The 22,440-nt window shown below is 65.7% G+C and carries 19 protein-coding genes and 2 pseudogenes; 8 read left to right on the top strand and 13 right to left on the bottom strand.

Annotation, left to right across the window (positions count from 1 at the left end; translation table 11 throughout):
- Nucleotides 1-212 precede the first annotated feature (212 nt).
- Nucleotides 213-1,433, bottom strand: a complete 1,221-nt coding sequence (locus DUGA2_RS10615; RefSeq protein ID WP_070269263.1) for a citrate synthase — start codon at nucleotides 1,431-1,433, stop codon at nucleotides 213-215.
- 70 nt (nucleotides 1,434-1,503) lie between these two features.
- Here DUGA2_RS10615 and DUGA2_RS10610 point away from each other — a divergent pair, with 70 nt between their 5' ends.
- Genes DUGA2_RS10610 through DUGA2_RS10595 form a run of 4 tightly spaced genes read left to right on the top strand, consistent with a single transcriptional unit; the run spans nucleotide 1,504 to nucleotide 4,606 of the window.
- The gene (locus DUGA2_RS10610) at nucleotides 1,504-2,703 is read left to right on the top strand and encodes an MFS transporter (protein WP_070269262.1); all 1,200 of its coding nucleotides are present in this window, start codon (nucleotides 1,504-1,506) and stop codon (nucleotides 2,701-2,703) included.
- On the top strand, nucleotides 2,700-3,218 hold the full coding sequence (locus DUGA2_RS10605; protein ID WP_070269261.1) for a GNAT family N-acetyltransferase: 519 nt from the start codon (nucleotides 2,700-2,702) through the stop codon (nucleotides 3,216-3,218). The genes DUGA2_RS10610 and DUGA2_RS10605 overlap by 4 nt, the downstream gene beginning before the upstream one ends.
- Nucleotides 3,219-3,270: 52 nt before the next feature.
- Nucleotides 3,271-4,050 (top strand): ABC transporter substrate-binding protein, encoded by a 780-nt coding sequence (locus DUGA2_RS10600; protein ID WP_070269260.1) that lies wholly within the window; start codon nucleotides 3,271-3,273, stop codon nucleotides 4,048-4,050.
- Between the two features lies 1 nt (nucleotide 4,051).
- Complete coding sequence (locus tag DUGA2_RS10595; RefSeq protein ID WP_070269259.1) at nucleotides 4,052-4,606, top strand: hypothetical protein; 555 nt, start codon at nucleotides 4,052-4,054, stop codon at nucleotides 4,604-4,606.
- Here DUGA2_RS10595 and DUGA2_RS10590 read toward each other — a convergent pair.
- Nucleotides 4,544-5,134 (bottom strand): PEP-CTERM sorting domain-containing protein, encoded by a 591-nt coding sequence (locus DUGA2_RS10590; RefSeq protein ID WP_070269258.1) that lies wholly within the window; start codon nucleotides 5,132-5,134, stop codon nucleotides 4,544-4,546. The two genes, DUGA2_RS10595 and DUGA2_RS10590, sit on opposite strands and share 63 nt — an antisense overlap.
- A gap of 15 nt (nucleotides 5,135-5,149) precedes the next feature.
- Nucleotides 5,150-7,843 carry a hypothetical protein gene (locus tag DUGA2_RS10585; RefSeq protein ID WP_070269257.1) on the bottom strand — a complete coding sequence of 898 codons (2,694 nt, stop codon included), beginning with the start codon at nucleotides 7,841-7,843 and terminating at the stop codon, nucleotides 5,150-5,152.
- A 203-nt stretch (nucleotides 7,844-8,046) separates the two neighbouring features.
- Between DUGA2_RS10585 and DUGA2_RS10580 the strand changes: the two genes are divergently transcribed.
- Entirely contained in the window at nucleotides 8,047-8,826 is a 780-nt protein-coding gene (locus DUGA2_RS10580; protein ID WP_070269256.1) for an ABC transporter substrate-binding protein, read from the top strand.
- On the opposite strand, the gene DUGA2_RS10575 is transcribed toward DUGA2_RS10580, so the two are convergent.
- Nucleotides 8,823-9,668, bottom strand: a complete 846-nt coding sequence (locus DUGA2_RS10575; protein ID WP_070269255.1) for a PhzF family phenazine biosynthesis protein — start codon at nucleotides 9,666-9,668, stop codon at nucleotides 8,823-8,825. The genes DUGA2_RS10580 and DUGA2_RS10575 overlap by 4 nt on opposite strands.
- Before the next feature lie 96 nt (nucleotides 9,669-9,764).
- Here DUGA2_RS10575 and DUGA2_RS10570 point away from each other — a divergent pair, with 96 nt between their 5' ends.
- The gene (locus DUGA2_RS10570) at nucleotides 9,765-11,876 is read left to right on the top strand and encodes a S9 family peptidase (protein ID WP_070269254.1); all 2,112 of its coding nucleotides are present in this window, start codon (nucleotides 9,765-9,767) and stop codon (nucleotides 11,874-11,876) included.
- A gap of 74 nt (nucleotides 11,877-11,950) precedes the next feature.
- Here DUGA2_RS10570 and DUGA2_RS34990 read toward each other — a convergent pair.
- Both DUGA2_RS34990 and DUGA2_RS34985 read right to left on the bottom strand, forming a co-directional pair.
- Nucleotides 11,951-12,046 (bottom strand): annotated as a pseudogene (locus DUGA2_RS34990) (PEPxxWA-CTERM sorting domain-containing protein); the annotation flags it as partial.
- Between the two features lie 465 nt (nucleotides 12,047-12,511).
- Nucleotides 12,512-13,051: pseudogene (locus DUGA2_RS34985) on the bottom strand (trypsin-like serine protease); the annotation flags it as partial.
- 349 nt (nucleotides 13,052-13,400) lie between these two features.
- On the opposite strand from DUGA2_RS34985, the gene DUGA2_RS10560 reads away from it, so the two are divergent.
- Nucleotides 13,401-13,793 (top strand): MAPEG family protein, encoded by a 393-nt coding sequence (locus DUGA2_RS10560; RefSeq protein WP_070269252.1) that lies wholly within the window; start codon nucleotides 13,401-13,403, stop codon nucleotides 13,791-13,793.
- Nucleotides 13,794-13,804: 11 nt separating this feature from the next.
- Here the strand turns inward: DUGA2_RS10560 and DUGA2_RS10555 are convergent, their stop codons facing one another.
- The 6 genes from DUGA2_RS10555 to DUGA2_RS10530 all read right to left on the bottom strand — a co-directional run bounded on the left by DUGA2_RS10555 (nucleotide 13,805) and on the right by DUGA2_RS10530 (nucleotide 19,913).
- The gene (locus DUGA2_RS10555) at nucleotides 13,805-15,109 is read right to left on the bottom strand and encodes an MFS transporter (RefSeq protein WP_070269251.1); all 1,305 of its coding nucleotides are present in this window, start codon (nucleotides 15,107-15,109) and stop codon (nucleotides 13,805-13,807) included.
- A gap of 131 nt (nucleotides 15,110-15,240) precedes the next feature.
- The gene (locus tag DUGA2_RS10550) at nucleotides 15,241-15,954 is read right to left on the bottom strand and encodes a BON domain-containing protein (RefSeq protein ID WP_070269250.1); all 714 of its coding nucleotides are present in this window, start codon (nucleotides 15,952-15,954) and stop codon (nucleotides 15,241-15,243) included.
- Between the two features lie 99 nt (nucleotides 15,955-16,053).
- Complete coding sequence (locus DUGA2_RS10545) at nucleotides 16,054-16,743, bottom strand: hypothetical protein (protein WP_070269375.1); 690 nt, start codon at nucleotides 16,741-16,743, stop codon at nucleotides 16,054-16,056.
- 201 nt (nucleotides 16,744-16,944) lie between these two features.
- Nucleotides 16,945-18,642 carry a hypothetical protein gene (locus DUGA2_RS10540; RefSeq protein ID WP_070269249.1) on the bottom strand — a complete coding sequence of 566 codons (1,698 nt, stop codon included), beginning with the start codon at nucleotides 18,640-18,642 and terminating at the stop codon, nucleotides 16,945-16,947.
- A 63-nt stretch (nucleotides 18,643-18,705) separates the two neighbouring features.
- A complete protein-coding gene (locus DUGA2_RS10535) occupies nucleotides 18,706-19,305 on the bottom strand; it encodes a short chain dehydrogenase (protein ID WP_070269248.1) in 600 nt (199 codons plus the stop codon).
- On the bottom strand, nucleotides 19,302-19,913 hold the full coding sequence (locus tag DUGA2_RS10530) for a short chain dehydrogenase (RefSeq protein ID WP_373994828.1): 612 nt from the start codon (nucleotides 19,911-19,913) through the stop codon (nucleotides 19,302-19,304). Before DUGA2_RS10530 ends, DUGA2_RS10535 begins: the two co-directional genes overlap by 4 nt.
- 101 nt (nucleotides 19,914-20,014) lie before the next feature.
- Between DUGA2_RS10530 and DUGA2_RS10525 the strand changes: the two genes are divergently transcribed.
- Nucleotides 20,015-20,944, top strand: coding sequence for a LysR family transcriptional regulator (locus DUGA2_RS10525; protein ID WP_070269247.1), 930 nt, complete (start codon nucleotides 20,015-20,017; stop codon nucleotides 20,942-20,944).
- Between the two features lie 11 nt (nucleotides 20,945-20,955).
- Here DUGA2_RS10525 and DUGA2_RS10520 read toward each other — a convergent pair whose 3' ends face one another.
- Nucleotides 20,956-22,440, bottom strand: a complete 1,485-nt coding sequence (locus tag DUGA2_RS10520; RefSeq protein WP_070269246.1) for an efflux transporter outer membrane subunit — start codon at nucleotides 22,438-22,440, stop codon at nucleotides 20,956-20,958.

The following is a 22,440-nucleotide window of genomic DNA, read 5'->3' as shown; positions in this document are numbered from 1 at the left end:
CGGAAGCAGCGTTCCCATCGGCTGGTTGTTTGAAATTTTCCTAAACGGGCCAAATGCCGACGGCATGTCGTTGGGGACTGCATTCCAACCAGAAAGATTTATACAGAAGAAGCCATGGCGGCTCTACAAACTTTCAAAGTTCGCATCATGTTTAGTATTGTTTAGGAAACAAGTGAGGCGGGCTTGCTACAACCGCCTATGACGGGCTGTTTTTATGCCGCCGGATAATTGCCGATGTAGCGCGCACGCGGGCGTATCAGGCCGCCGTCGGCGATCTGTTCGGCGGCGTGGGCGATCCAGCCGGCCGAGCGCGCCAGTGCGAACAGGATTTCCCCGGCGGCCGGCGGCCAGTCGCAGACGATGCTCATGGCGGCCAGCGCGAGGTCGGCATTCGGTCGCATGCCCAGGTGGGCGGCGGCCTGTTCGCCGGCCACCAGCACGGCGCGGGCTTGCGGCCAGGGCGACATCGCGTGCAGCAGATAGGCGGCGCGCGGGTCGCCTTGCGGGTAGAGTGGGTGCGAGTAGCCGGCCAGGCTGGGGTCGCGGCCCGAGAAGTACGTGGCAATGCTGCGTTCCGGGTTGTCGGACGTCAGAGCAGTTTCCAGCATGGTGAGCACGAGTGTGCTGCCGCCGCCGTGCTGCGCGCCGGACAAGGCGGCCAGGCCGGCGCTCAACGCGGCAGCCAGGCTGGCGCCGGTGGAGGCGACACAGCGCACGGTGAAGGTGGATGCGTTTAATTCGTGGTCGGCCAGCAGGACCAGTGCGGCGCGTATCCATTCGGCCTGCGCTGCGTCGGCCTGCCAGGCTTGGGCGATTTGCAGGTGCAGTGGCTGGAAGGAAGGGGCGCGCTTCAGCAGCACTGAGGCCAGCAGGCGCATCAAGCCCGCGCCGGTGATGAAGCGACCGTGGGCGTCGTCCGGTTGCGGGGGCAACGTTCGCGCATGCAGGGGCAGCGCACACATGGCGGCTTCCAGCGGCGACAGGGGCTGCGCGCTGCCGGCGACGGCGGAGGCGCGCCACGGGTCGGCGTTGGTGGCGTTGGCGGCCAGCGTGGCCGCAGCGGTGTCGGCGGCGAAGTAGTCGGTGCCGGCATCGTCCCACAGCAAACACGCCGCCTGCTCCAGCGTGGCGCTGGCGGCCAGTGTCAGCACGTCGTGGCCGCGATAGTGGAGGCGGCCACCGGCGATGCGCGAGATGCGCGTCTCCAGTACCGGCGTGCCCCAGTTCATCGCGGCGGCGACCTGATGGCCGCCGCGTTTGCCGTCGGCCTTGCGCGCGGCCAGCCGCAGCACTTCATCGCGCGGATAACGCTTGCGCCGCCCGGCCTGCGCAACGCCGGGCGTCAACAGGCCGCGACTGACATAGGAGTACAAAGTGGCGAGGCTGACACCGAGGATGCGCGCGGCCTCGGTTGCGGACAGGTCTTGGTTCATGCGTCTATTGTAATGTCGATTGCCGGAATCAAGATTGACCCTGGCGGCAGCGCGCTTTTAGACTTCAGCCATGCCGCCCAAACCCCACGCCGTCCCGCTATGCCAACCGCTGCGCCATGCACGCTTTCGCCAACTGTGGCTGGCGAATATGCTGTCCAACCTGGGCAGCCGCATGCAAGCCTTCGCGGCGGCCTGGCAGATCGCCACGCTGTCGCACTCGCCCCAGTTGACGGCCCTGGTGCAGACCGCGACCTGGGCGCCGATGCTGCTGTTCGCCCTGCCCGCCGGCGTGCTGGCCGATACGCTGCACCGGCCCACCCTGCTATTCCGCAGCAATGCCGTGATGGCGCTGACCGCCGTCGCGATGGCCTTGCTGGCCTACGATGGCCGGCAACCGCTACCCGCCCTGCTGCTGCTGACCTTCATCATGGGCGCCGGACTGGCGTTCACGATGCCGGCGTGGCAGGCGTCGATGTCGTCGTTGGTGCCGCCGCAGGAGATCGAAGCGGCGGCCACGCTCAACAACATGAGCTACAACCTGGCGGCGCTGGCCGGGCCGGCATTGGGCGGCGTGCTGTATCAACTGGCCGGGGCCGGACCGCTGTACCTGTTGAACGCGCTCTCCTTCGGCGCGCTGCTGTGGATCTACCGTCGATGGCGGACAACACCAGCACCACGCACGGCCGCCGTCAGCCACGGCATGGGCAGCGCGCTGCGCATCAGTTGGGCATCTGCCCGCTATCGCGCGTTGCTGTCGTATGCGATGGCGATATTCTTCGTGTCGGCAGCATTCGCCGCATTGCTGCCGCTGCTGCATCGCGACGCCGCCACCTACGGCGCGCTGATGGGCGCACTGGGCGCAGGCGCGGTGCTGGCGGCCTTCGTGCTGCCGCTCGCGCGCCGCCACGCAGCCAGGCGCGTGGTGCTGGCCGGCGGCCTGGGCATCCATGGCGGCATGCTGATGACGATCGGCCTGGCCGCCTCGCAACCGCTGCGCCTCGCGATGGTGGTGGTCGGCGGCGTTGCGTGGTCGGCCATCGTCACCACGCTCAACGGCGCGGCGCAGCAAGCCTTTCCCGACGCGGTGCGCGCCCGGACGCTGTCGGTGCACATCCTGGCGATTGCCGCCGGCCAGACCGCCGGCAGCGCCGCATGGGGCATGCTGGCCGGGTACTGCGGCATCGTGCCGGCGCTGACAACGGCGGGCCTGGCCACGCTGGCCTGCGCGGGACTGATCGCCTGCTCGAAAGATTTTCTGGAGACGGTATGAACGACATCATCATCAAGACGCTGCAAGCACAGGACGCGGCGCCGCTGCTGCAGTTCGAACTGGAGAACCGAATCTGGTTCGAGCAGCATATCGCGCCGCGCGACGCAGCCTTCTATACGCCACAGGGCGTGCGGCGCCACATCGAACAATACCTGGACGGCTATGCCAACGGCACCTGGCATCCATGCCTGCTGCTCGACGCCAGCGGCCACATCGTCGGGCGCGCCAATCTGAAGGACATCGACAGCAAGACAGCCAGCGCCGAAGCAGGCTATCGCATTGCCCGCGACGCAGCGGGCCGGGGCCTGGCTACCCGCGCATTGCAGCACCTGGTCGCGTTGGCGCAGCAGCAGTGGCGCTTGCGGCATCTGCTGGCCTACGTCACCGACAACAACCCCGCATCGGCCCGTGTCCTGAACAAATGCGCTTTCGTGCAGGGAGCCTATCAGGACGGTATGGAATGCATAAACGGCAGGCTGTATGGAGGCCATCAATTTACCCGCACCTTGCGCTGACTGGTGTAAGCTTGTTATCAAACAGCGCGCAGCGCGGCACGGAGAGGATGACATGGCAGGACTGCATAGCGGGTGGACCCGGCTGCTCGGCGCGGCATGCTGCGCCTTGCTGCTGTCTGCCAGCCTGCCCGCCCACGCCATCGTGCTGCGCACCGCCGCGCAAGAAGGGACGGAACCCAAGTTCATCGCCGAAGGCAAGGACCGCGTGGTCGGCCTGTGCATCGACATACTGCGCGCCGTCGAGCAGATCGAGCCGACGCTGCAATTCGTCGGCGACCAGCGCTGGAAGCCGCTGATACGCGCCTACTCGGAAATGGAAACCGGCCAGCAGGACGTGCAGTGCGCCATGCAACGCACGGCGGAGCGCGAACTCAAATATCACTTCCTCGGCCCCGCGCTGTACTCCATCGAATACCACTTCCTGGCGCGCGCCCACGACCCCGTGGTGATCAATCACTGGGACGACGTGCGCCGGCTGGCGCCCGACAACGTGGTGCTGATCAATCGCGGCTTCGCGGCGGGCGCTATCCTGGCCGAGATGGGCGGTCTTGTAGTCGACGCCAACTCCACCAATCCGCAAGCGAATCTGCAAAAGCTGATCGCCGGACGCGGACGCCTGTTCTTCCATCGCGGCCCCGGCCTGCAACGGCTGCTGGAACGCACAGGCACCGTCGACAAGGTGCGCATCCTGCCGCAAGTGATGTACAGCGCCAAACTGTATTTCGTCACCAGCAAACGACTCGCCGGCTTCATCAACGACCGGCTGGAGCGCGCGCTGTTTCAGCTTGAAAAAAACGGCGAGCTGGAACGGCTGATGCGCAAGTGGGATTGACATGCGGGCCGTCGCGCCGGCCGTGCTGGCCTTGCTGCTGTCAACGGCGGCGCACGCGCAGCACGATGCGCTGACGGTGCGCATGGCCGCGCCGCAGGTGCAGCAGGCGTTGCTGCAGGCGGTGCAGCGCATCCCCGCGCAGCGCGCGGAACACCGGCGCTACCGCATGGCCCTGCCCTTCGGCTCTCCCCTGTTCCCGCCGGACGACGACCTGGCATTGCCGCCATCGAACCCGGCGCTGGCCGCGTGGCTGGCGCTGCCCGCAGAGCAGCGCCGCCACGATGTGCTGATCACTCCCGACGTCGATTACTACTGGAACGCCGAAGGCCGCCAGTACGCCTGCCAGTTCCTCGTGCACGTGCAGGCGCTGGACGGCGGCGTGACGCAACTGGCCCTGCTGCAAGTGCGCCCCAGCAGCTACGCCGGCAAATCCTTCAAGCTGCTGGGCCGCACCGGTCCGGGCTACTACCGGGATGTGCGGCCCGCCGCGCCCTCACCTCAAAGCGCCGCCGAGCTGCGCGCCTTCCTGGCGACGGCGCTGAGCCAGCCACAATAAAGCCAGCCCCGCCGCCAGCAGCCACAGACTGCCCGGCGCCGGCACGGCCGTCGCCGCGACCGCGACCGACAACGGCGCCAGCAGCACATCCGACACCTGCAGGAAGGTGCCGCCCGCCAGCGGATCGCCGCTCCACCATTCGCCGGAGAGGCTGAAGCTGCCGCTGTCGCTCATGGCCGGCAGCGCGAACGGAAAGATCTGCAAGCCATACAGGCCGGTGTGCGCGCCCGCGTCGAAGGCCGCCGCCGCGGAGGCGCCCGGCGCCAGCACCGGGAAGTCGAAGTAGCTGGCGTCCGGCGAGCCGATGCTGAACGAGGACGCGTTCAGCTGCGTCGGCACGAACCAGTTCAGCGTGTCGGTGTTGACCAGCTGATAGCCCCATCCCACCAGGTCGCCGGGATTGCCCGTGATCGCGCCGGAGGGCACAGCCGTGAAGGTGAACACAAACGGCGTCGCGCCGGCGAGCGGCGCCCACCACAGCAGCTTCAACAACAGCGCGGCCAGCGCGCAAAGGTATCTGAGTTTCATGACGGTTTCTCCGGTTTATTTCGGGATGACGGATTGGGCCTGCGAGTAGGCGTAGGTCACGCCGTTCAGGTCGGTCACGCTGCCGTTTTCAGCGACGCTGAAACGCTGCACCGTGGCAGGCACATTGAAGGTCAGGCGCACGGTGAAGAAGCTGCCGACATCGACATTGGGCGTGACGAACGGCAGCGCCGGCGACAAGTCGGTGTTCAGCGTGACGGTGCCGCTGCCGGCCAGCGTGCGCAGCGCCAGCGACGACAAGGTCATGTCGTGCGCGGTGCCGACACCGGTGTTGGTGAAGCGCACATCGACACCGACCACGCCGGGCGCCACGGTCTCCTGGCCGACGATGGCGGCGATCAGGTCGGGCCGGCCCGGCACCTGCGCCGAGCCTGTGACGAACACCGTCAGCGAAGCGCTGTTGTGCACCGTGGCCACGCTGGTGCTCTGCGCCGTGACGGTGATGCTGTCGGAACTGCCGATGCGCGCGGAGGCCGGCGGCGTCAGCGTGACGGTGACGTTGGCGCTGGCGCCGCTGGCCAGGGTCAGCACGTTGGGCGAGACGCCGGCGATGTAGTGCTGGTCGTCGGTGGCGCTGATGCTGAACGTGCCAGCCGGGCCGTCGTTGCGCACCTGGTAGGTCAGCGTGGTGGTGACGCCGGGGCGCAGGTCCTGGCGCGACGGCGGCAGCACCGACACGGTCTGCGGCTGCACCATCACGCTCACCAGCCGCTGGTAGGGGAAGCCGGAACTGTCGGTGCCGGTGGCGTAGGCGACGAAGGCTTCATTGGGCACGGTCAGCGCGCCGAAGAACCTGCCGCTGTCGGTCTGGTCCGCCTCCAGCGGCAGCGGCGACAGCAGCTCGAAGTTCTTGCGGCGCAGCTGGAATTGCGGCGCGCTGCCGATGCCGGTCAGCGCGGCGATCGCATACAGCGACTGGCCGGGTCCGGGTTCGCCGTCTATCGTCAACAGGCCCTGGTGCGGCGGCTGCGCGCCGAAGCGGGCCAGCCGGAACGAGTTGAAGGCCAGGTCGGCCACGCCGTTGACGTTGACGTAGGTCTGGTCGGGCGAGCCGCCGACGGTCAGCGTCCAGGCGCCGCGCGGCGGGCTGTCGACCGAGATGATGACGCCGCTCGACAGGCTCAGGAAGCGGGTGGCGTTGGCGGCGGTGATCGCCACGCCGTCGGGCCGCGTCAGCGTCACCACCGGCTGCACGCCCTGCACGGTGCCGCTGACCGAGACCGTCAGGCGGCTCATGCTGCTGTCCACCGGCACCGTGTAGCTCTTGGCGCTGGCGTAGGTGTCGACCAACGACAGCACTTGCACCACGTTGTTGCGCACCACCAGGTCGGCCAGCTGGGTGACGGTGCTGGCCTCGCCGCCGAACAGGAAGAACACCTGGCCGCCGGTCTCGGCCGCCGCCTGCAGGAAGCCCGGCGTCAACGGCGAGCAGCTGCCGAACAGCACCGGATAAATCTTGATGTCCTTGCTCTTGGCCAGGCTGATGACGGCGCCGGCCAGGCCGGCGTCCTTGGCGGTGGCGTCGGTGTACATGAACAGGTCGCCGCCGGGGTCGGCCAGCGACAGGCCGTTGTACATGCCGGTCATGGCCAGCTCCGGACAGTCGCCGCCGCCCGACGCGCCCAGGCCGCCGATGGCGCCCTTGAACAGGCCGGCGTCGTTGGTGGCGATGGTGGGGCCGGTGAACGGGTCGTTGAACGGCGCCAGCACATACTGCAGCGGTTCCTCGTCGGTGCCGAGGCGGGCGTCGACGATGCTGATGGCCGAGGCGCGCACGCCGGCGATGATGCCGCCCATGCTGCCGGTGGTGTCGATGGCGAAGGCCAGCGTGGGGCCGGCGCCCAGCAGCGCCTTCAGCTGGGCCGGCGTGATCTCGGCCTTGATGTCTTCGACGAACTGCTGGGTGCCGGCGATGGCCGCGGCCGCCGCCGTATTGTGGAAGCCGCTGTGCGGCGAGATGTCGCAGTACAGCGTGTCCTTGTTGATGCCTTCGCGGAAGTAGCCAAGGATGTCGCTGGACGGCGAGCTCTTGTCGAGCGGGCCGCCGTGGCTGCACTTGAAGGCGCCCGGCTTGACGCGGTCCTCGCCGCCGTAATAGCCGCTGGTGAGCAGGCTGCCGACCAGGTTGGACGAGTTGGCGCAGAACAGGCCGGTGTCGGTGAAGCCGGCGCAGGTCGGCGTGGCGGGGCCGGCGAACGGCAGCGAGCCGGGACGGCCGACGCCGGGATGGGCGCCGCTGTTGCCCTGCTCGACCCAGTTGCTGTGCGAGTAGAAGTCCTGGATGGTGTGCAGCGCGCTGCCGAGGTTGTCGCGCGCGCCGGTGGTGTTGATCGGGTCGCTGCGCAAGGCGTCGAGCACGTTCTGCTTGAGCGTGGCCAGGCGCAGCTGGGCGCCGGTGGCGTTCTCGCCGTCGAAGTGCTTGGCCGAGCTGGTCTGGTCGTCGTCGACCTTGGCGTCGGCCTCGATGATCTGGTCCAGCGCCTTCTGCATCGACGCGGTCAGCTTGGGCACGCCGAAGTAGCGCTTGTCGAGCGCTTCGATGCCGCGCTGGGTGATGTCCTGGTGGGTCAGGCTGCCGGCCGACTTGGACGTGATGAAACAGACAAAGCCGTTCTTGGGACAGAAGGCGTTGCCGGGGATGCTGACCGCCAGCAGCAGCGCGGCCAGCAACAAGGAGGGAGCAGTGCGCATACGATATCCTTTCCCATGCGTGGAAACAGCAGTCCGCGCCAGGCGGACACGCGGCGGTGGGACGCATTTATCGTGCCGTGCTGTGCTCTTCCTTTGGAATCAGGCGATTAGCGCGCGCGGGACGGGCGGCGCGCAAACTGTTGTCAAGTTCGCCGACAGCGATATACTTTCTCATCCGTTGCGACGCCGTCCCAGGAGAACCGATGCTGCCGATCATCCAAGCCCGACCCGTGCGCGCCCTGCTGCTGGCGTCGGCGCTGCTGTTGCCTTGCGCATGCGTGGCGCAGCAGGTGACGCTGCGGGTGGCGGCGCAGGAAGGCACGGAGCCGAAATTCATCCCGGCCGGGCCGGAGCGCATCATCGGCCTGTGCGTGGATATCTTCCGCACCATCGAGCGCATCGATCCCGGCCTGGTCTTCATCGGCGACCAGCAATGGATGCCGCTGATACGCGCCTACCACGAGCTGTCCATTCAGCAGCACGACGCCTTGTGCGCGGTGCAGCGCAATCCGGAGCGCGAGCGCAAATATGTCTACCTCGATCCGCCGCTGTTTCCCATCCAATACATGCTGCTGGTGCGCAGCGGCGACGACGTGGTCGTGAACAACTGGGACGATGTGCGCAAGCTCGGCAAGAACGGCGTGGTGCTGGCCAACCGCGGCTATGCCACCACCGATTTCCTGGAGGCCCTGGGCGGCCTGCAGATCAACGCCAGCGCCACCAGTCCTGCCATGAACCTGCAAAAACTGGTGGCCGGGCGGGGTCGCTTCTTCCTGCACCGCTCGCCGGGACTGGCCGGCTTCATCGCGCGCGCCGGCGGCACCGGCAAGGTACAGGTACTGCCGCAGGTGATGTACACGGCGCCGCTGTACATGGTGATGGGCCGGCATGTGGATGCGGCCGTGGCCGCACGCGTGCGGCGCGCGCTGGAGCAGATGGAAAAAACCGGCGAGCTGGCCCGCCTGTTGAAGAAGTGGGACTAGTCGCCCAGCATGCGGGCGTTGCCGGAGACGCGGATCGAACTGCCGGCCTCGCCTGAGATCTGCACCCGCAGATGGCAGGGCGCCCCCATGTCCTCGCCCTGGACGATGTCGATGGCGCCGCCATGCGGCCAGCCGAGGTCGCGCAGATAGCCGCCCAGCGCGGCGGCCGCGGCGCCGGTGGCCGGGTCTTCATAGACGCCGCCGGAAGCGAAGGGATTGCGCGCATGGAAGCGCTGCGGCGTTTCCGCGTGCACCAGCGAGATCGTCGCCAGGCCGTGCTCGCGCATCAGGCTGCGGCCGTCCGCCAGCTGGTAGCGCATCGCGCTCAGTTGGGCGCGGCTGGCCAGCGCCAGCACCAGGTGGTCGGCGCCGCCGTGGGCGATGGCCGGCGGAATGCGCTCGTCCAGGTCGGCGTGGCGGTAGCCGAACAGCGCCAGCGCCGCCGTCACCAGCGCGGCCGGGGCCGCCGCACTGGACGTGGCCGGCGACTGCAGCGCCGCGCTGCCCTCGTTGCCCCTGGACTGGGCTTCGACGGTGACGCGGCTGTGGTTGGTGGTCAGCGGGAAAATGCCATCGCCGTGCTGCTGCGCCAGCACCGCTCCCAGCGCGATGGTGGCGTGGCCGCAGAACGGCACTTCGCCATCGGGCGAGAAATAGCGCACGCGCCAGCCGCCGTCGGCCGGCGCGGCAAACACGGTTTCCGAATAGCCCATCTCGGCGGCGATGCGCTGCATGGCCGGCTCGTCCGGCAAGGCCGCGCGTATCATCACGCCGGCCGGATTGCCGCCCTGCCCGCCTGCGGTGAAGGCGGCTACTTTGTGGATTTTGGTAATGGTCTGCATCGATCGCTACTCCATGGGGTGGGATGGAAACTTGATTGACAGCAATGGGAGATTTGGTCACTATCGTCGCTTCACCGACTTTCGAGCGACCCCGTCATGACTATACCGCGACTTTCCATTTTTGCCATATTGATTTCGGCCGGCCTGGCCGGCAGCGCCGTCGCCGCCGATGCGCCGGCCGCCAAACACGCGATCACGCACGAAGACGTATGGCTGATGAAACGGGTCGGCGCCCCGCTGCCCAGTCCGGACGGCAAGTGGGCCGTGTTCTCCGTCACCGATCCGGCCTACGACAGCAAGGAGCAATGGTCGGACCTGTGGATCAAGTCGCTGACCGACGACACGCCGGCGCGCCGCCTGACCTTCAGCAAGGGCGGCGAGAGCGGCGCCAACTGGTCGCCGGACAGCCGCCAGCTGGTGTTCGTGGCCAAGCGCGACGGCGACGACGCGGCGCAGTTGTACCGCATCGACGTGGCGGCCGGCGGCGAGGCCCAGCGCCTGACCACGCTGACGCTGGGCGCGCGCCAGCCGAAGTTCAGCCCGGACGGACGGCAGCTGCTGTTCGTCAGCGACATCTACCCCGGCAACGCCGGCGAGGAAGACGTCAAGAAGAGCGCCAAGGAACGCAAGGACCGCAAGTACACGGCGCGCGCCTACGAAACCTTCCCGCCGCGCTTCTTCGACAAGTGGCTCGACGATAAGAAAGTGCGCCTGTTCGTGATGGACGCGGAAGCCGGCGCCAAGCCGCGCGACCTGCTGGCCGGCAGCAAGCTGGCGGCGCTGCCGGGCTTCGGCGGCGGCCAGGGCGACGAGGGCCAGTCGCTGGACGCGATCTGGTCGCAGGACGGCAAGGCGGTGGTGTTCTCGGCCTCGACCAACCGCGACGAAGCGGCGCGCGCGGCCGGCTACACGCAGATCTTCAGCGTGGCGGCGGCCGGCGGCGAGCCGCAGCAGCTGACCCAGGACAAGCACAGCTACCACGGCCTGAAATTCAGCGCCGACGGCAAGACCTTGTTCGCGCTGACCGAGGCCGAGGAAGAAGGCAAGGTCTACGACGTGACGCGCATCGCCAGCTTCGCCTGGCCGCTGAACAATCCGACGCCGAAAGTGTTGACGGCCACGCTGGACCGTTCGATCTCGCGCTTCGTGCTGCCGAGCGGCGGCAACCGCATCGTGTTCAGCTACGAGCACGCCGGCCTGGAGCAGCTGCATTCGATTAACTACGCGGGCGGCGACCTGCGCGACGAAGCGTCGCTGCCGACCGGCAGCATCGGTTCGCTGGCGGCCGGCGGCAAGGCCATCGTGGGCGTATGGGAATCGTCCGTCAACCCGCCCGAGGTGTACGCCTTCGGCAACGGCGCGCCCAAGCGCCTGACCGCGTTCAACACCGAACGCGCGGCCGGCATCGACTGGCAGGCGCCGGAACACTTCTGGTTCAAGGCCAGCGACGGCCGCATGATCCACAACATGATCGTCAAGCCGGCCAATTTCGATCCGGCCAAAAAATATCCGCTGTTCGCGGTGATCCACGGCGGCGCGGCCAATATGTGGCGCGACCAGTTCGTGATCCGCTGGAACTACCACCTGCTGGCGCAGCCGGGCTACGTGGTGCTGCTGACCGACTACAAGGGCTCGACCGGCTACGGCGAGGAATTCGCGCGCGCCATCCAGGGCGATCCGCTCAAGGGTCCGGGCGACGAGGTCAACGAGGCGGTCGACGAGGCGGTCAAGAAGTACAGCTATGTCGACGGCAGCCGCCTGGCGGCGGGCGGCGCCAGCTACGGCGGCCACCTGGCCAACTGGCTGCAGGCGACCACCACGCGCTACAAGGCCTTCGTGTCGCACGCGGGCGAGATGGACCTGGTGATGCAGTGGGGCAGCAGCGACAGCATCCACGGCCGCGAAGTCAACAGCGGCGGCCCGGTGTGGGGCGACAAGGCGGTGTGGCGCGAGCAGAGCCCGGTGATGCAGGCGGGGAACCACGCCAAGGGCACGGGCTTCACCACGCCCATCCTGATTTCGGTGGGCGAGCTCGATTACCGCGTGCCGGCCAACAATGCGCTGATGAACTACGCGACCCAGCACCGCCTGAACGTGCCGGCCAAGCTGCTGGTGTTCCCGGACGAGAACCATTGGATCTTAAAGGGCGACAACAGCCGCTACTTCTACAGCGAAGTGCATGGCTGGCTGGCCAAGTATCTGAAGTAAGGCAAGGCGACATCGTCGCCCAAGAAAAAACCCCCGTGGCCCAAGGCCAACGGGGGTTTTTCATGCCGGCAGAATTACTTTTGCTTGCGGCGGCGGGCTACGCCAACCAGTGCCAGACCGGCGATCATCATCGCGTAGGTGCCTGGTTCCGGTACGGCCGTCACCGAGTTGATCCAGCCGATGTGCGAGTAGGTCGCGGTCGAACCGGACAGATCGCCGTAGCTGGACTTGTTCTGGCTGGCGTTGTCGCAGCCGGTCAGGCCGAAATCTGCGCAAGCGCCCTGCCAGCCCCACGAGTGCACGCCCGACAGCAGCCATTCGGTGCCGTTCCAGACGAAGTCGCCACCGCCCGAATCGCCGCCGGCGATCAGTCCTTCGATGGCGCCGCGGCCGTCGCTGCTGCTCCACTGGTTGCCAGTGACGCCTGCGATGCGGCCCAGCGTGTTGCGCTTAGCGGTGCCGTCGTCGAAGTCGCTCATGTAAGTGGCGCCTGGAGCGTAGTAGCTAGGATCGTAGTCGTAGATACCGGCGTCGCCGGCGGCTTTGTTAAAGGTCTTGCTGTCGACGTCAAAGGTGTTGAAAGCATAGTGACCGTAGTTGCCGTCGAGCCAGTTAGTGGCCGAATTGGTGTTGGCGTTCTGGGTGGTGCCGTAGCCGGCCATCAGGTAGTCCTTGCCGACGTCGTTGGTCGTGCTCAGGTGGTAGCCATTGATGGTGGTGACGGCGGTGTCCAGTTTCAGGATCGCGATGTCGGCGCCGGTGTCCAGCTGACCGGTCCAGGCCTTGTTGACGAAGGCGTTGCCGACCGAAACGTTGCGGGTGACAGCGGCGGTGCCGCCTTGCCAGCCGAATTGCACAGTCATCTTGCTGAAGTTATCGGCGCAGTGAGCGGCGGTCAGCACGTATTGGCCACCAGCCAGCAGCGAGCCGGAGCATGCCCAGTTGCCATCACCATTGGTGAAGCTCAGGCGGGCCACGCCGTCCAGCGCGCCAGCAACACCGTTGAAGCTCTGGCCGATGGTGAAGCGCCAGTTGCTCGGTGCCGAGGTGTTACCGGTGAACGGCTCCAGCTTGGCGATATCGGGTTGCAGCGATGGGGAAGCCTGGGCTACGCCAGCGGCCAACAGGGCTGCGGTCACGGCGGCCAGTTTCAGTTGTTTGGTATTGAAGATCATAAAAACTATCCTTACTTTTTAGGTTTCTTGTGGAAAGATATATATCGCCCTGATAGCAACCAACAGCCCTCATCACCGAAGTGCATCCCAGATGGCTGTGGTCTAAAAGTCAATATATCATTGTTTTTTTATGAAATAATCTTGTTGTAAGAATATTTATTTTTGATCCACTTTATTGATATTTGTTACAGATTGTGACAGTAATTGCAGAGTTCGCTTTGATGTAGTTGAAATTTAATTCACGACTATTTACAGCGATTAACTTTTTTTTGCGCTCAAATCAATAGTAGAGTATCCACAAGATTTTCCTGATATCAATCCTTGAAAATCCAAACCAATAGGGGACAGTATGACGATTGCAAATTGGTGTGTTTTGGCGGCGTGCACGCTGCCGGCCGCGACGGTGGGACTGGCGAAGCTGGCATCGGCCAAGCTGCCGAGTGGCTTGGGCCGCTACGACAACAAGCAGCCGCGCGACTGGGCGGCCGGGCTGACGGGCTGGCAGGCGCGGGCCAACGCCGCGCAGATGAATGGCTTCGAGATTTTGCCGCTGTTCATCGCGGCGGTCGTGCTGGCGCAGCAGGGCCACGGCGACCAGGGCCGAATCGACACGCTGGCGCTGGGCTTCATCGGCTTGCGGCTGGTCTACATCGCGCTGTACCTGGCGAATGTCGACGCCCTGCGCACGCTGGTGTGGTTTGCCGGCGTCGGCGTCAGCGTCGCGCTGCTGGCGATGGGCTGACACCCTCCCCTCTAAGCGGCCTTGGCCGGCGCGACGGCCGCAGCGGCCACCGCCGGCTTGCGTATCATCAGGATGACGACGGCGGCCAGCAGGCAGGCGGCGCCGGCGGCGAACAGCGCCGGGTTGTAAGTCAGCATCAAGGTGCGCACGCGGCCCGCGCCGTACGCCGCCACGGCCGCGCCCAGCTGGTGGCCGGCAAACACCCAGCCGAACACCATGCCCGCCTTTTCCTTGCCGAAGGTGGCGCCGGCCAGCCGCACCGTCGGCGGTACGGTGGCGATCCAGTCCAGGCCGTAGAACATGGCGAACAGCGACAAGCCGTACAGCGTGAATTCCGAGTACGGCAGCCAGAACAGCGACAAGCCCCGCAAGCCGTAGTACATGCACAGCAGCTTGCGGTTGTCGTAGCGGTCCGACAGCCAGCCGGAGGCGATGGTGCCGACCAGGTCGAACGCGCCCATCATCGCCAGCACCGAGGCGGCCGGCACCGCCGACAGGCCGGAGTCGCCGCACAGCGAAATGAAATGGGTCTGGATCAGGCCGTTGGTGCTGAGGCCGCAGATGAAGAAGGTGCCGAACAGTATCCAGAACACCCGGTTGCCGGCGACGCCGGCCAGCACCTGGAACGGCGTGGCGAAGGTGATCCGCATGGCCGGCGCGATCGGCGCCACCGCAGTGCCGGGCGCGGCGCCGTAGGGCGTCAGGCCCAGCTCATTGGGGCGGTTGCGCATCAGCAGGCACACCAGCACGGCCACCACGGCACAGGCGATGAACACCGGCAGCACCGCCATGCGCCAGCCGAAGTGTTCGATCAGCCAGGCGCCGATCGGCAGGAAGATCAGCTGGCCGGTGGCCGAGGCCGCCGTCAGCACCCCCACCACCAGGCCCCGGTGGCTGTCGAACCAGCGGGTCGACACCACGGCGCTGAGCACCAGCGCCGTCATGCCGGAACCGACGCCAAGCAGCACGCCCCAGCACAGCACCAGCTGCCAGAACTGCGTCATCTGCGTGGCCAGCGCCAGGCCGCCGGACACCAGCGTCAGCGCAGTCACCACCACGTTGCGCAGGCCGAAGCGCTCCATCAGGATGGCGGCAAACGGCCCCATCAAACCAAACAGCACGAAGCGCACCGCCAGCGCCGACGAGATCTGTTCAACGTCCCAGCCGAATTCCTGCGACAGCGGCTGCAACAGCGCCCCGGGCAGGCCCAAGGCGGCGGATGAGCTGAGCCCGGTCAAGAAGGTGATGGTGACGATCACCCACGAATAATGCAGGCCGCGGCGCTGCAGCCAGTTCGATAACGGTAGGGAAAACATGCGAGTCCTTACGACGACGGTGCGCGGGAGACGCACGCTTGCGACGATTTTAGATTACGATCATCATCAATGCAAGCAAAAAGAAAGGGACCGCGGGCCGGCGGTCCCTGCGGCCCGGAGGCCGTGGGGGCTTACTTGATGCGCAGCGAGCTTTGCACCTTGTTCACGCCCTTGACATTACGGGCCACATCGACGGCCTTGTCCACTTCAGCTTGCGATGGCACGAAGCCGCTCAGCATGACGGTGCCGTTGGTGGTTTCCACATGCACGTCCAGCGATTTCAGCGCAGGCTCGGCCAGCAGTTCGGTCTTGACCTTGGTGGTGATGACGGAGTCAGCCACGGTGTCCTTGGCCATAGCGCCCTTCTGCTTGGTTTCGCAGGATGCCTTGTCGGTGCCGCTCAGGGTGCTGCAATCGATGCCGGTCTGGGCCACGTCAGCCATCTGCTTGCCAGCCTTGGCGTCGTTGATGGCGGCCACGTGGGTCGACTTGGCGGTGCTCAGGCAGCCATCCTTGTCGGCGCCCGTCATCGGTGCGCACTTGGCCTTGGCCAGGTTGTAGTTGGCATCCGCCACTTCGGTCTGGGCTTTCTGCACCGAACGTTTGTCGTTCTTGTACTGCCAGGTGGCATTGGCCTCGCTGTTGGCGCGGGCGACCTTGGCCTGCTCGACGCAGATATCCTTGGAAGTGCCCGATTGCCCATCGCAAGCTGCCTTGGCGCTCTTGTAGTCGATCTCGGCCTGCTTGGTCGCGGCCTTGTAGGCCACCGTGTCGTTGTTCGGGGTGGTGGCGGCAAAACTTGCGCTGGCGGCGGTGGCCATGACGAAGAGGAGTAGCTTGTTCATGATGTGTCCCTTTTGTGGTGGTTGATGGACACATTAAACGCCCGACCACGACGCGACTCTGTGCGGGAACGTACCAAGTAGCGGATTTGGCCCGCAGCGTCAGTCTTCCTGCAACAGGCCCTGGCGCCACAGGCCGGCGGCCTGTTCGAACAGCGGCTGGCCGCGGTCGAAGACGGCGCCGGTGGGCGCCAGTTGCAGCCACGCCAACGTACTGTGCGAGCCGGCAACGACGGACGGAGAAGGTTGCCGCACCTGCCGCATCCAGGCGGCGACGGCGCCGTACTGCTGCGGATGGCGTTGCTGGGTCCAGGCCAGCGCGACCAGGTCGGCAAAGCCCTCTTCGCGGCGGGTTTCGCGCAACGCCTGGGCCTGCGCCTCGACCTGCTCCAGCGACGCTTGGGCGCGCTCCTCGAAGCCGGCCGGCAGCACGTGCCACGCGCCCTGCGCGTAGCGCCAGCAGTGGCCGATTTCATGGGCGATCATGGCCTCGATCATCAGCGGTTGCTGGTCGGCAGGCACGCCGGCGAGGATGTCTTCAGCCTTGAGATTGCCGCGCATCGACAGCACCAGCTTGCAGCGGCCATCCTGGAAACCCAGCGCCAGCGGCACATCGTTGGCACGGGCCTGAGGTTGTACGGTGATATCGACTGGCAGCTTGAGTTCCTGCTTGGCGTAGGCCAGCACAGCGGAGCCGGCGGTGAGCCAGCGGGTTTCCATATCGGTCAACTGGGCTGCGGAAGCCAGGCCGGCGGACGACAGGAGCAGCAGGAATAAGGCGCGCTTGATCATGATGATCAAACTGTAGCATGCAGCGGGCAAGATTTATTGCCTTGAAGCAGGTTCTACAACAGATTATTTCTACGTAGAAAAAGTTGAATCATTGAGCTTTTGAAACGGTTGGGGTCAAGTCTGACATTTGGACACGATCTCTGCCGTAGCAGTCGCTAAGGTAGAGATCGTGTCCAAATGTCAGACTTGACCCCGGAGTGTTTACTTCAACAGCGTATTGGCGGTCTTGAACTCAGGACGGATATCGTTCGGCACGGTCTTCATCTTGTCCAACGCCTTTTGCACGTCCGGACGGATCACCACGTACCTGGCTATCATGTCCTTGGCGCGGGCGTAGTCGCCGGTCGCTTCGATGGTCAGGAATTCGCGGTCGAGGTCGATCACTGCCTGCTTGATCTTCTTGAAGTCCACCGCGAACGTGCCGTCGCCGTGCGAGATGAAACCACCCTTGTCGAGGATGTAGTTCATCTGTATCGCCATGCCGCGCGCGTGCGAATCGGTCAGGCCGAAGTGCAGCGTGCGGAAGGCCGAGGCCAGGAAGGTGGTGTACAGCTTGCGCTCGGCCACGGCGCCCTGCCCCAGCGTGCCGGCCAGCTGCCCCTTGTCCATCATGTAGGCCAGCGCGTACAGGCCGGTGATGTCGGCCTTGGCTTCTTCGATGGTCGAATAGGCTTCCTTCAAATCCTGGCGCGGCGTCGATTCGGCGCCGTTGTTTTTGGTGATGTGCGGACCCAGGCCATGCGTGATTTCATGCGCGAGGATGTGGGTGAAGAAGGAGTCGAAGTCGACGTCCTTCTGGTCCACCGGCTTCAGCACCAGCTTGGAAATCGGCGTCAGCGTGGATTTGAATTTGGCCTCCTGCACATTCTTCAGCATCACGCGCTTGGAGCCGCGCTGGCTGATGATGCGCTCGTCGTTCGGCAGATTGTAGGCGGCGGTCTGCACGCCCATATTGCCATCGCCCGCACCGTACACCTGGTTGACCACCACCATCGGCGCCAGCGCACCGACTTTCGGGTTGCGGTACTTCGCGTCCAGCGGCAGGTTGTCTTCCAGCTCCTGCATGTGCTTGGCGAAGAAGTCCAGCTTCTGCGTTTCCTTCTGGTCGCGGATGTTGACGTAGGCTTCGAACGCGGCCTTGTAGCCGAACAGTTCGTCGTTGTAGGTCTCGTAAGGGCCAATGGTGATATCGACCGGCGCATCCAGGTCCATCCAGGCGAAATCCGAAGCCAGGTAGTCGTTACTCAGGAAGGCCTCGGCGCGCAGCTCAAGGAACTTCTTCAGCGAGGCGTTATCGGTATCGGCGGCGGCTTGCTTCAACAGCGCAGCGGCCTTGGTCAGCTCAGGCTTGTACTCGTCTGAATATTTGACGACGCTGAACTGGCCCGCCGCATTCTTGCGGATCGTGGTGAAGAACCATTGCGCCTGCTCTTTGTCCTTGGCCGGCAGCGTGTTCATCCAGCTTTCCAGCGCCTGCTTGCCCGCGCCTTCGGGATAGAAGTTGCCGGCTTCCGGCTTCTTGGCCGGGATCGTTATGCCGGCCAGTTCGGCGGGCAGGAAGCTTTGATGGTCGTCCAGGATCGACCATGGACCTTTGTTGAGCCAGAAGTAGTTCAGGCGCGCCTTGCCCAGCGGCGTGGTGTCCTTTTGCAGCGCCGCCCACAGCGCTTCATTGCCGGACCAGCGCTGGCGCAGTTGCAGCACGTCGACGATCTTGGCCGCTTCGATCAGCTTGGCGATGGCTTTCTTGTCGCCGGCCGAGAGCTTGCTGGTATCGGCCGTCAAGGCGACCGGCGCGTAGCGCTTGGTCATCTTGTCCAATTCGGTAACGCTGGCCGGGGCGGCGTAGACGGAAGCACAGGCGGCAGCCAGGGCCAGAGGGAGCAGTATTTTTTTCATTCGAACCTCAGGGTGGAGTGAGATCCGCATTGTAGTACACCGCTCCCCTCCCGGCGACGGCCGCTACCAGGCCCGGTAGACCCGCCCCGTCTGCGCGCCATCGACGCTGCGTGCGTAGGACAGCGCGGCGCGGCTGCCCTTGATCGGCTCGAAGCCGGTGAACAGGCCGCCGAACAGATGCACCGACTCCTGCAGCACCGTCGGACTGACGGCGTTGATGCGCAAGCCACGCGGCAGTTCGATCGCCGCCGCCCGCACAAAGCCCTCCACCGCCGCATTGGCAGTGGAAGCGGCAACCGCGCCACGTATCGGATGCTCGGTATCGACGCCGCTGGTCAGCGTGATCGAGCCGCCGTCGTTGAGGAACTCCTGCGCCACCAGCGCCACGTTGACCTGCCCCATCAACTTGCCGCGTAAGCCGACATGGAAATGCTCTGGCGTCAGCTCGGCAAACGGTCCCACATGCAGCGCACCAGCCGCCACAACCACCGCGTCGACGCGACCGACCTTGGAAAACAACGCCCGTACCTGCGCGATGTCTTCGATATCGACCTGATGCTGGCCACCGCGCGCGCCCACGACGACGACTTCATGCCGCTGCCCCAGTTGCTCCACCACGGCGCTGCCGATGGTCCCCGTGCCGCCGATCACGACCACCTTCATACCGAACCGCCCCAGGCGCGATATACCTGCCCGGTCTGTGCGCCATCGACGCTGCGCGCATACGCCAGCGCTGCGCGGCGGGCGGGCACCGGCTCGAAGCCGATGAAGAACGGACCATAGCTGCCCATCGATTCTTCCAACACGGTCGGGCTGACGGCGTTGATGCGCAAGCCGCGCGGCAGTTCGATCGCCGCCGCACGCGCAAAGCCTTCGACTGCGGAGTTGACCATGGTGGCGCTGACGCCGTTGCGGATAGGCTCATCGGCCACGATGCCGCTGGTGAGCGTGATCGAGCCGCCGTCGTTCAGGTATTCCTGCGCGACCAGCGCCACATTCACCTGCCCCATCAACTTGCTGTTCAAACCCACGTAGAACTGCTCCGGCGTAAAGCCAGCCAGCGGCGCGAAGTGCAGCGAACCTGCCGCCACCACTACCGCGTCCACACGGCCGATCTGGGCGAACACGGCGCGTACCTGCGCGATGTCGGAGATATCGGCCTGATACTGCCCGCTGCTCGCGCCGACGGTGACGATCTCATGCCGCTGCCCCAGTTGCTCTACCACCGCCTTGCCGACCGTGCCTGCTGCGCCGATGACGACTACTTTCATGATGTTCTCCTCAGTGAGTGAAAACACCAGTATCCGCCACAACGCCAAAGGAATAAATGAGCTAAGATGAAGAACATTACTAACCCAGGATTAGCAATCATATGGACAAGCTGCGCAGCATGGAGATCTTTGTGGCCGTCGTCGACGCTGGCAACTTCACGGCCGCCGCCAGCGCCTTCCAGCTGTCGCCGGTCATGGTCGGCAAACACATCGCCCACCTGGAGGCCACGCTGGGCGCGCGCCTGCTGACGCGCACCACCCGCCGCCAGAGCCTGACGGAGATCGGCGCCCAATATGTCGAACAATGCCGCGCCATCCTGGCGCAGATCGCCGCTGCCGAAACCGGCGCCGAAGCGATGCGCAGCGTGCCGCGTGGACGGCTGCGCATCACCGCGCCCGTCTCCTTCGGCAGCGAATGGCTGGCGCCCGCGATCAGCGATTACCTGCGCCTGCATCCGGAAGTGAGCGTGGACCTGAGCCTCAACGACCGCATGGTCGACATGGTGGAGGAAGGCTACGACGCCGCCGTGCGCATCGGCGCGCTGGACGATTCCGCCATGATCGCGCGGCCGCTGTTCAACTATGGCATGGCGATCTGCGCCTCACCGGCCTACCTGAAAAAACACGGCACGCCGCAAACGCCGGACGATCTGGCGCACCACGAGTGCCTGGATTTCATGGTGGGGTCGGTGGGGGTGCGCTGGCGTTTGCAATCGGTGCACGAGGTGCACCATGGACGCAGCAAGCGCGCGCTGCCGGCCAGCCGCTTCCGCACCAACAGCGGACAGGCGTTGCGCGTGGCCGCGCTGAAGGATTTCGGGATCTTGATGCAGGCGGAGGTGCTGCTGGCGCAGGATATCGCGGCCGGACGGCTGGTGCCCATCCTGTGCGACTATCTGCCGCCGGCGCGGCCGATGAACCTGGTCTACTCGCGAGACCGCAGGGCCACGCCCAAGCTGACCACCTTCATCGACTTCGTGGTGGAACGCTTCGGACCAGCGGCAGCACTGCCGCTGGCCTCTTCCGCGTAAGGGGGACTAATTTATTGCTGCGCCAACGGCTTAATGGCGCCGTTCTGCGCCACCGACGCCAGTTGCGCCGACGGCTGCCAACCCGCGCCCAACGCACGCGCCACCGACACCGCAGCCAACAGGCGCTGCGTGTTGATCTGCACCGCGGCGCGGTCGGCCGCCAGCGAGCTACGCTGCGCGTCGGTCACGTCCAGATAAGTCGACACGCCACGCTCGTAACGCGCGCGCGCCACCAGGTAGCCGCGTGCGGCCGCCACTTGCGAGACCGACTGCGCCTCGCCTTGCAGCTGGCGTTCCTGCACGTCGGACAACGCGTCTTCCACTTCGCGCAGCGCCGTCAGCAGCTTGCTCTCGTGGTTGGCGATCGCCTCTTCATAGCGCGCCTTGGAGATAGCCAGATTGGCCTTGTTGCGGCCACCGTCGAAGATCGGCAGCGACAGCGCCAAAGGACCAACGCTGAACTGGCGCGAACCGCCCTTGCCCAGTTCACGCAGGCTTTCCGACGCGTAGCCGAAATTGCTGGTCAGCGTCAGCGAAGGATAGAACGCGCCTTCGGCCACGCCGATCTGCGCGTTGGCCGACCGCAGGTTGGCCACGCTGCCCGCCAGGTCCGGACGCTGCGCCAGCAAGCTGGCAGGCAGGCCGACCGGGATCGCCGGCGGCTGTGGCAGCACGGCGGCGTTGGCCTTCGGCGCGGTCAGCATTGCCGACGGCGAAGCGCCGGTCAGCGTCGCCAGGCTGTGCTCCAGCAGATTGCGCTGACGCTGCACTTCATGCAGGTCGGCCTGGGCGTTGGCGCGTTCGATGCGGGCACGCGAGACGTCCAGCTCATTCGACAGGCCGGCGTTGAAGCGCGCCGTGACCAGTTCTTCGGTTTCGCGGCGGGTGTCGAGCGCGCCGTTAAGGATAGCCATCTCGGCGTCCAGGCCACGCAGCTGCCAATAGGTGGTCGCCACTTGCGACGACAACAGCAGCAGCACGCCATCGCGGTCGGCTTCGGCCGCCAGCGCCTGCGCGTCGGAAGCTTCGACCAGGCGGCGCACGCGGCCCAGCAGATCGACTTCATACGACAGCGACGCGCCTACCGTGTAGTTGTTGCCCTTGATCGAACGACCGCCCAGCGCCAGGCCTTGCGAGGTCTCGGCCGAGGTGCGCGAGTTCGACACCGAAGTGCTGACGCTCAGCGACGGCTGCTGGCTGGCGCGCGACACGCCGGCCTGTTCCAGCGCCACCACCAGCCGCTGCGCGGCAGCCTTGATGCTTGGGTTATCGCGCAGCGCGGTTTGCTCCAGGCGGTTCAGGGTGTCGTCGTTAAACACGGTCCACCATTGCGCAGGCAGGTGTGCCGCGTTGGTCCCGGCTTGCGGCAGGTGGCGGAACGAAGCGTCGGCGACGTTCTTCGGTGCGGAGAAATCGCTGCCGACGGTGGCGCAACCCGTCACGGCCAGCGTTACGGAAACAGCGAGCGTCAGGCGCTTCAAAGCTGAATTCAACAT

The organism is Duganella sp. HH101, from assembly GCF_001758795.1.
GTDB lineage: Bacteria > Pseudomonadota > Gammaproteobacteria > Burkholderiales > Burkholderiaceae_D > Rugamonas > Rugamonas rivuli.
The sequence above is the reverse complement of the archived record's forward strand: the minus strand, read 5'-3'. Positions and strand labels throughout refer to the sequence as shown.